General features: G+C 65.8%; 4 protein-coding genes and 1 tRNA gene. 3 read left to right on the top strand and 2 right to left on the bottom strand.

The window, feature by feature from the left end:
- The coding region (locus A2J01_RS18910; protein WP_064113318.1) for a fatty acid synthase subunit beta domain-containing protein at nucleotides 1–7,147 on the bottom strand (7,147 nt) is incomplete at its 3' end.
- 420 nt (nucleotides 7,148–7,567) lie between these two features.
- Between A2J01_RS18910 and A2J01_RS18905 the strand changes: the two genes are divergently transcribed.
- Complete coding sequence (locus A2J01_RS18905; RefSeq protein WP_064113317.1) at nucleotides 7,568–8,284, top strand: hypothetical protein; 717 nt, start codon at nucleotides 7,568–7,570, stop codon at nucleotides 8,282–8,284.
- Nucleotides 8,285–8,357: 73 nt separating this feature from the next.
- Nucleotides 8,358–8,439: transfer RNA gene (locus A2J01_RS18900), tRNA-Leu, on the top strand.
- A 59-nt stretch (nucleotides 8,440–8,498) separates the two neighbouring features.
- Here the strand turns inward: A2J01_RS18900 and A2J01_RS18895 are convergent.
- Nucleotides 8,499–9,218: an aspartate/glutamate racemase family protein gene (locus A2J01_RS18895; RefSeq protein ID WP_064113316.1), complete on the bottom strand. Its 720-nt coding sequence runs from the start codon at nucleotides 9,216–9,218 to the stop codon at nucleotides 8,499–8,501.
- A 234-nt stretch (nucleotides 9,219–9,452) separates the two neighbouring features.
- On the opposite strand from A2J01_RS18895, the gene A2J01_RS18890 reads away from it, so the two are divergent.
- On the top strand, nucleotides 9,453–9,817 hold a 365-nt coding region (locus A2J01_RS18890; RefSeq protein ID WP_197494249.1), incomplete at its 3' end, for a transcriptional regulator.

Below are 9,817 nucleotides of genomic sequence, written 5' to 3'. Positions count from 1 at the left end.
CCGTCTTCAGCAGTTGGGTCGCCATCTCCTGGGTGGACCAGGTGCGGACGCCCGCAGCTTCGACCGCGTCGACGATCGGATCGTTGTGACCCATGAGTCCGGTTCCGCGAACCCAACCGATGACCGCGTGTGCCAACGTGACCCGCTCGGCCCAGTTGCGCTCGGCCTTCCAGCGGTTGACCACGGCGATCAGCGAAGCCTTGGCCTCACCGTATGCACCGTCGCCGCCGAACGTTCCGCGGTTCGGCGAACCGGGCAGCACCACGTGCAGGTGCGTGTCGACATCGCTGTCGTAACCGATCTTCGACAGACCGCCGATGAGGCGCTCCACCGACCAGAGCAGCACGCGCATTTCCATTTCGGCGCGAGCGCCGGCGTCGGAGAGTTCGCCGCCGACACGGGGAGCTGCGAACGGGAAGAGCATCGTCGGCGTCATGGCCGGCTTGATGAGCTTCTTTGCGCCGCCTGCGTTCTCGGTGGCCTCGTTGCCGATCCAGTCGATCAGCGCGTCGACGTCGGTGTACGACGCCATGTTCGCGGGAACCACCCAGAGGGCTGCACCGGCGCGAGCGTTCTCGCGGTACAGGTCGCGGTAGAAGCCCAGACGCTGACCGTCGAGTCGCGAGGTGGTCACGAATACCGTTGCGCCACCGGCAAGGAGCTTGCCCGTGACCGCTGCCGCGATGGAACCCTTGCTGGCGCCCGTCACTACTGCGACCTCGCCTGCCCACTCGGGTGCGTCGGATTCTGCCGCAGCAGCCGCATCAGCGATGCGGGTGTAGACCTCGGCGAGTGCGGTGCGGCCTTCGTCGGTTGCACGGGTGGCCCACCACTTCGCCTGTGCGGCGACGGTGGAGCCGGCACCGATGAAGTTCTCGACCGACAACGCGGTGTCACCGAGCCAAATGCGAGCGAGATCCTCACGCGCACTTGCCCAGCGGTCGTCGAGCAGAACGGCCTTCTGCGCGTCGAATGCCGGAGCAACCAGACGCGGCCAGTCGGAGCCGAGTTCAGCCGAGACCAGGTCGACAAGTTCGGTGTCCTCGACCGTCGCGACTGCCGTTTCTTCGTTCAGTCCGAGCTGCTCGAGTACCAGGCGTGCGGCCGAGGCCAGAACGCCGTTGCGACCGGTGATGTTCTCGGTGAACTCACCCAGAGCAGCTGCGTCGACAGTTCCGCCGCTTCCGCCGCCGGTAGCGGGCAACGAGACGCTGACTCCACGAGCAGACCCGACCGAGGCAACTGCGCTGTCGATGACTGCGTCCACTGCTGCCGCGTCGGCCAGTGCGCCGGAGCTCAGGCCACCGAGGTCGCCGCCGCGGATGCTGGCGCCGTCACGAGTACCGAGAGCCACTGCTGCGGTGACGTGGTGTGCCCAGCCGTCGCCCAGTTCCCAGACCTTCTTGACGCGGTCGGCGATGTAGCCGGGACGCTTGCCCGAGGGGCCAAAGACCTTACGCAGGTGATCGTTGATCGAATCGGAGAGCACCGGTCCGAACGGCTTGTACGTACGGGCGAGCTTGTCGACGGTTGCCCCCAGGGAGCCCATGTCGGCGTCTGCGGCCCCGTCGATGGCACCGAGGGAGAGCTCGGAGCCGAGGTCGACCAGAAGCTGGTTGCGACGCGAGGAAACGCCGTCGCACAGTGCCTCGATCGTGTCCGCGGGGCCGACCTGATCGGGACGGAGCTTGGTCCACAGGCTGATCAGGACCTTCGTGGCGTCGGGCGCCTTGAAGGTGAGGTCGTCCGGACGCGGTCCACCCGAAGGTGCAGCCGGCGCGGCAGCGGCAACCGGAGCAGCGGCCGCGGCGGCCGGAGCAGCCTGCGCGGCAGGCGCTTCGATCTCGTCGTCGTCATCGACAGCGGGGTCGACGTCGGTGCCGTAGACGATCGCAGCTTCGCGCTCGACGTTGAGAACCTCGACCGGGTAGCCGAAGCGGCCCGGCAGCTTGAGGGTCTGCGACGCGAGGTTCGCGACGGTCGGGGCAGCGCCGAGACCGATCTCGACGAAGCGTTCGACCCCGAGCCCTCCTTCGGACTCGTCACCGAAGAGCAGGTCCTGCGTCTCGATCCAACGGACCGGGCTGGCGAACTGCCAAGCCAGCAGCTCGATCAGGATGATGCGGGACAACTCGTGAGTGCGCGTTGCGTAGCTGTCGAAGTCTGCGAGGACTTCCTGCAGCGGCTCGGACGGCACCAAGTCGGCGATTTCCTGAACGAAGTCACGACGCAGCGAGAACGGCTTCGGAACCAGGTTCGGGATGTAGCGGCCGATCAGGATGTCCGGGTCGATGTCGTGCGGGAGCAAGTCCTGCAGGCACACGCGGAAGTCCGCCACGCCACCGCGAAGGACGGTGGAGTGGAACGGCACGTCGATGCCGGGAACCTGGATGTATGCCCGCTTGCCACCGAATTCTGCTCGGCGACGATCGATTTCGACCTCGAGTGCGTCGAGACCGGCTACCGAACCGGCAATGGCGTACTGGCTGCCGCGCAGGTTCAGGTTGACGATTTCGAGGAACTCACCGGAGGTCTCGGCGACACCGGCGACGAAGCCCTGCACGTCGTCGTCGGAAACACCGATCTGCGACGGGCGGATAGCGGCCATGCGGTAGTCGGAGCGTCCGGCTTCGTCGCGGGGAACGAGCTGATGCATGGCCGAGCCACGCTGGAAGACGACCTCGAGAAGCGCTTCGAGCGGGAAGACCTCGGCGACAGCGGCGAGTGCGTTGTACTCACCGACAGAGTGACCGGCCAGAAGCGAATCCTCGATGAAGGTTCCGGACTCGCGCAGCTCGGCAACCTGGGCAACACCGAGAACGGCCATGGCCACCTGGGTGAACTGGGTCAGGTGCAGGACACCGTCGGGATGCCTGTGCTCGACACCACGGGCCTTGACGGTCACCGGGTTGTCTCGCACGACAGCGAGAATCGAGAATCCGAGCGCCTTACGAGTGTGCTTGTCCGCGCGCTCCCAGACGTCGCGGGCGGCCTTGGAGCGTGCGCGAGCGTCGAGGCCCATGCCCGGGCGCTGAATGCCCTGGCCGGGGAAGGCGTAGACGGTCTTCGGTGCGGCAGTGCGGCCGGTGGCGACCATGACCAGTTCGCCGTCGATGCGGCAGCCGACCTCGACGATTTCTGCGCCCTGGTCGATGCCGACACGATCGACACGGACGTCGATCTCGGCGCCGGGTCGAACCATCCCGAGGAAGCGAGCTGTCCAGGCGGTCAGGCGGCGCGGCGGGACGCGGGTCTCGGCCGGGTCGACTGCGGTGACTACCTGCTGCGCTGCGGCGGAGAGCCACATGCCGTGCACGATCGGGGTTCCGAGGCCGGCCAGCAGAGCGGCGTTGTCGGAGGTGTGAATCGGGTTGTGGTCACCGGAAACCTGAGCGAAGGCGCCCATGCTGACCGGAGCGAGGATCTTCGCGTCACGGCGACGACGACGCGAGGTGTCGACAGCCGCATCGCTGATCGATCCACCGGCGCGAGCCGGGTCGGCGAGTTCGCCTGCACCGGTGCGTCCGCGGATCGCGAAACGCTCGGTCATGGTGACGACTGCGGGGGCGTCGAGGCCCTCGCCGAGCATGGCACCGACCTCGACCTTGACCTCGACGACACGACCGAGGTCGGTGTCGAGAACCGAGGCGACCTCGGCATTGACCACGAGAATGCTTGTCTCGGAGGGAAGCTCACCGACGAAGTCGACGGTGTGGTCGAGGTGGACCAGGTCGAGCATGCCTTCGATAACGGAAAGACTATCGAGCTTGGCTGCGCCGAGGACTGCGAACACTGCAGGCCAGCATGCTCCGACGACGACGTCCGGAACAGCCTTGCCGCTGACACTGAGCGTGGCGGGCAGACCGGAACCGGTGACACCGGCGTGATCGGCGATGCGATCGGGAACCCACGCGACGTTGAGGCGAGCCTTGCCGTTCTTGACTGTCGGAAGTTCCTGTCCGGCAGCAACTGCCAGGAGCGCGGACATCGCACCTTCGGCATCGGCTTCGGTGACAACCGGAGCGCCGCCGTCGACGACGGACTCGGGGATCGTGATCGTGATGTCGACCGACTTGCCTGCCACCAACGGAACCGAAAGCAGCACGTGCGAGGAATCGACGACGGTCAGACTGGAACCGGTGGTGCCGTGAACTGCCTTGTCGGCAGACTCTGCACTCCACTCGTCGAGGTCGCCGAGACGACGGACGGGGTTCTGGGTCAGGCGGCCGGCCCACTGGAGGTCAGGAGCCGAGAGAACGGCGTCGAGAAGTCCGGGTGCGGAATCCTGGTGGCGACGGCTCGCGAGTGCAACCGGAGTGGTTCCGGCAGCAACCAATTCGTCGTAGGTCGCCTTCTCGAAGCGATCGAGCAGGTCACCGACCGGCTCGTCGACACGGGTGATGCCGGCGACGGCAACGGTGCCGGGGATGACGCAAACCTGATCGGCGGTGTAGCGGGGGTCGTGTGCCTGCCACAGGGAGTCGCTGCGCCACCAACGACGCACGTCACCGTCGACGACGGGAACGAAGTTGACCGGCTTGCCCGGCGTCTTGCACAACGAGATGAAGAACGAGACGTCTGCGGGATGCAGAACGGTGGTCGAGTAGTCCGGGTACGACGCCTGCAGTGCGCAGATTGCAGCCTCGGGGCGCTCGAGGGTCTCGGCGTCAGCGAACAGCGTGGGGATCGGGCCGCGGTCGACCGGGTGCAGACGCGCCTCGGTGCGCTGGAGCATCTCGCCGAAGCGAGCACGCCAGGTGATGTCGAGCCACGGGCTCGACGTCGCCTCGACGATGGCGTCCTGAAGATCGGCGCCGCAGTCGAATTCCTTCGCCGCGTCGATGCCGACGGTCAGCTCGAGGTAGCGGCGCAGCCACTGTGCGTACGTCATGGTCTCGACGTCGCCGAAGTACGGCTTGGCGGTGACGTCGAGGGCGGCGATGATCTCGTCGCGGCGCTCGGCCACTGCCTCGGAATCGCCGGCAACCTCGTCGAGGAGGCGACCGGTACGCGAAGCCGCGTTGTCGATCTCGTGGATGTCGGCACCGAGCTGGCTACGGCCGGAGGCCATTCCGCCTTCAGCGGTACCTGCACCGACCCAGTCCGGCGTACCGGGTGTGTCGACGAGGAGCTGCTTGACCTCGGGAGAGGTGGTGGCCTCGAGAGTCGCCATGGCTGCGGTGCCGACCAGGATGCCGTCGACGGGCATGGCCGGGAAACCGGCTGCGGCAGACCAGCGACCGGTCAGGTAATCGGCTGCGCGCTCGGGTGTTCCGATGCCGCCACCGACGCAGATGACCAGGTTCGGGCGTGTACGCAGCTCGGCGTACGTGTCGAGGAGCAGGTCGTCGAGGTCTTCCCACGAGTGGTGTCCGCCGGCGCGGCCGCCTTCGATGTGGACGATGACCGGGAAGTTCGGAACCTCGTTGGCGATGCGGATCACGGAGCGGATCTGCGCCACGGTGCCGGGCTTGAATGCAATGTTGGTGATGCCGATCTCGGACAACTCGTCGATGAGAGCAACAGCCTCTTCGAGTTCCGGGATACCGGCGGTGACGATGACGCCGTCGATGGGAGCACCGGCGGTACGGGCACGCTGCACGAGGCGCTTGCCACCGAGTTGCAGCTTCCACAGGTACGGGTCGAGGAACAGGGAGTTGAACTGGACCGCGCGGCCCGGCTCGAGCAGCATCTTCAGCTCTGCGACACGGTCTTCGAAGATTTCTTCGGTGACCTGCCCGCCACCGGCAAGCTCGGCCCAGTGACCGGCATTGGCTGCCGCGGCAACGATCTTGGCGTCGACCGTCGTCGGCGTCATACCTGCGAGCAGGATGGGTGAACGACCGGTCAGCTTCGTGAACGCGGTCTCGACGCCGATACGGCCGCCGGGAAGCGCAACGGGCTTCGGCGCGAACTCGGACCACGAACGTGAGACCTCAGGTGCTGCACCGGGTGTGAGCAGATTGCGGTGTCCGCCGCGGGTGGCTGCGGCAATGATGCCGATGCCCTGTCCACGCAGCGAAGAGGACGTCATACGGGTCAGCTGATCGCTGGGTCCGAGATCGAGAATCCACTTGGCGCCGGCGGAGATTGCGCCGTCGACAGCCTCGACCCAGTCGACCGGATCGACGAGGACACCCTGCGCAAGTTCGCGCGCACGGTCCGCGTCGAGACCGCAACGGGTCGCCCAGCTGCCGACGAGTTCGACGGCCTCGGTCAATGCGGGGTGATGGAAGCCGATTTCGGTGTCGAGCGGATCGAAGGACGGCGCGAAGACGGAACCGCCACGCTTCTTACCCTCACGCTCGCGGGCTTCCTCGGCTTCGATCTGTTCACAACGCTCTTGCACGCGTGCCAGCTGAGCGGGCGGCCCGGCGAGAACGACGCGGCGACGGCCGTTGCGGATGGCGAGGACAGCCGCGCGCTCAGGCGCCACACCCTCGGCAAGCTCGGCGACGACGGCGGCGAGACGCTCGGGATCGACGCCCGAGACCGCAACCATCGGCTTCGCGGAGGCGCCGGCGATGACGCCGCGGCGACGGCCGACCAAGCTGGCAGCAGCACCGACGAGCTGTGCGACGGCGAGGAGTTCACCGTCGTCGTTGCCCTGCGCGGCTACGGCAGCCGTGGCCAGAAGGCCCTGCGAGTGGCCGATGACGGCAGCCGGCGGGTTACCGGCTACATCCAGACCCTGAGCGGAGAGTGCACGCAACGCCGCAAGCTGCGTGAGGAAGACGCCGGGGAGTGACACCGGAGCTGCGGTGAGCGCGGCAGCGGAAGGCCCGGCCGACTTCTCACCTTCTTCTTCGTCGACGATCTCGGCTTCGAGCATCCACGCGATCGGATCGAATCCGACCGGGCGAACCACGAGGAGATCCTGTGCGACGGGCGCGAGGCGTGCGGCTGCGTCATTGACCAGATCGGTCAGAACGGGCTCCAGGCCGTTGTCACGGCTGAGCTCCTCGAGCGAGGTGAGCCAGGGAGCGCCCTGTCCACCGAAAGCGATTGCGTAGGAAACGCCGTTGTTCAGCGAATCGACGAGGGCACCTTTGCTGGTCGTGCGGGACTGTCCCCCATCGACGCCGAAACGGCGTCCACCCTTCGAGTCGCGTCCGTTTCCTGTAGGTGTCGTGTCATCGATCGTCACGCGTACGTCCTCTCCTGGTCACCTCTGCGGCGAGGTGGGATTTGCGGTGTGCTGCCCGGCTGAAGTGCTCGCGAATTCGTCGAGAGAATCGACGGAGTCAGGGCGTTCGTGCAAGACAAGGTTTACACAGAATCATGAGGATTTCCTCACGTTTGTCGGCACCCTGGAAATCTGGACTTTCGGGGCCGTGATCTTCCTCACGAGACTTCGAGAAAGTGACTCGCGAGTAGGTCGCGAACGCCCTGCCTGGGACTGTTACCGGGATTTTCAGAAACCTGAGGAACCCCTCATATTTATTGTTACCAATTCGTGACCTCCTTGACGGACGGTCGATCCCGTGCGTTCCGGGCCACAATCTGTCGGACTCCTTCGCTACGTTCAGCGCGTCCACACCGGACAACTTCTCGGGGGGGAGAAATCATGAAAGACACAGACGTAGTCAGAGCGGCCGAATTCATCGGCGCCGAGCTTCCGCGCGAGGCGTGGCCGCATTGGAATCAGGGATGGCCGCGCGAGTCCGAAGCCGCCCTTCTCGATGCGATCTTCTCGTCGCGCGCCGCCTATGGAACACCGAAGACCGGAGTCCGCGCCGTCGTCGACCGTTGGCGCACACACCGCTCGGTAGCCGCCGACGATCGCCTCGACAGCTTGTCCGCTCTCGCCGCCTTCACCGACCGTGGCGACGAGCTCGCAACGATTCTCGGCAATCGCCAGCGCGTGCCGGGCAACTACTTCACCAAAGCCGAGGGTGCGGCTCGCGCGGCCAAGGCGCTCGTCGAATCCGGTTGCAGGTCCAGTGCCGACGTCGAGGACACCGAAAGCCTCCGTTCGGCAGTTGTCTCCGTTCCGGGGCTCGGCCCCAGGACCTTCGAGACGCTGGTGTTCCTGTCCGGGAAGTTGACGGTAACTTCGATAGATCTACTTGCACGGTTCGCCACCGAAGCAAGCAGTGGTGAGGAATTGTTGTCGAGCACCGACGCAGCCGAGTTGCTCGTTGCGGTTGCCGAACATCTCGATGTCGATGTTCAAACGCTCACCCACGCTGCGTGGCGGTATCAACGCACGGCCGAGCAACCTCGCCGGTCGAAGAAATCCACCATGCCGCCCGCAGCGGATCCACTCGCCGAAACGGCCTGAGAGCGGGCGGGCGCATCCCGACCAGGGTGGTGTGCCCGCGAGCGATTCCACTCGCGTATCCTTTGAATTCCGCGCGCGAGTGGCGGAATTGGCAGACGCGCTGGATTTAGGTTCCAGTGTCTCAGGACGTGGGGGTTCAAGTCCCCCCTCGCGCACAACGAAGAGCCCCGCCGGATCTGATCCGGCGGGGCTTTTTCGGTTCTCGTGAGCAAGGTCAGCGCTTTCGATCCTTGACCGGTGGAGTCATGTACGTCGTCCGACTCGGTGTCAGCCCCAGACGGACCGAGCTCTCCAACCAGGTGATCGCCGAGGCCGTCGGATCCACAACCGGAACGTGAATCCCTTTGCCATGCAGCCTGTCTCGGACCGCACTGGTCACACCGAGCATCCCGGTGCAACCGAGAACGACGGTGTCGGCCTCGCCGTTCTCCACTGCCGCAGACGCCTGAGCGGCCAGTCGATCGATCAGTTCCTCCCGATCGGTGAGGCCCAGCACCGGCATGTCCACGACTCGAATACTGCCCAGCCGATTGTCCAGCCCATACCGCCGAGTGAGCGATCGGAGCATCGGCACGACATTCGGCAGGATGGTCACGACACCGACGCGATCGCCCAGACTCATCGCTGTCAGAAATGACGGCTCGAAGCCGCCGACCACCGGAGCGTCGATGACCTCTCGGGCGGCATGCACTCCGGGATCGGCGAAACACGTGATGAACACACCGTCGACGCCGTCGGCTGCCGCCTCCTCGACCCGCTGCACGATCCCGGGGCCGGCAAGTGCCTCGTCGTACTCGGACTCGATGCTCGCCGTGCCAGAGAGCAGTGACACGACGTCGACCGTCGTACCGGGCGCCGCCCAGTGCTCCACCTCGGCTGTCACCGCCGGAGTCAGTGTGGTGTCGATGACCGGGCGAATCACTCTGATGTGCATGAAACACTCCCCTGCTTTCGGATACGCGCCGAGGTTATCGATGCAGCACAGCCGGGAGAATGTGTTCAGTGCCCTGGCGTTGCGGGTGAGGATGGGCATAGCGCACAGGTGCTGCGGGACGGCCTCTACGACACGCCGTGGCACGGCTCCTACGACACGCCGTGGCACGGCTTCTACGACACCGTGTCGGAGATCGCAGGGCGAGGCACTATAGCTCTCAGGTACCGTCTTAGTGTGTCCAAGAACGCTACTAAACGCCGACCTGCGCTGATTCTGCTGGTCATCGTGTCAGCTGCCGGCTGCCTCGCGCTCGGCTGGTGGCAGTGGGAGCGCTTCGAAGCCGTCGGAGGCTCGGGACAGAATCTCGGGTACGCGTTCCAGTGGCCGCTGTTCGCGGCGTTTGTCGTGTACGCGTATCGCAAGTTCGTTCAGCTCGAAGACGTGGACCCCGAAGAGGCCGAAGCCGAGGAAGCCGCCGCGGAGCCGCGTGAGATTCCCGCCGACCTCTTGCCGCAACGCCCGCGGGCCGAGTTCGACGATGTGAACCTCGACGTCGACGACCCTGAAGCCCGCCAAATGCTGGAATACAACGACTACCT

The organism is Rhodococcus sp. EPR-134, assembly GCF_001647205.1.
Lineage (GTDB): Bacteria > Actinomycetota > Actinomycetes > Mycobacteriales > Mycobacteriaceae > Rhodococcus_F > Rhodococcus_F qingshengii.
The sequence above is the reverse complement of the archived record's forward strand: the minus strand, read 5'-3'. Positions and strand labels throughout refer to the sequence as shown.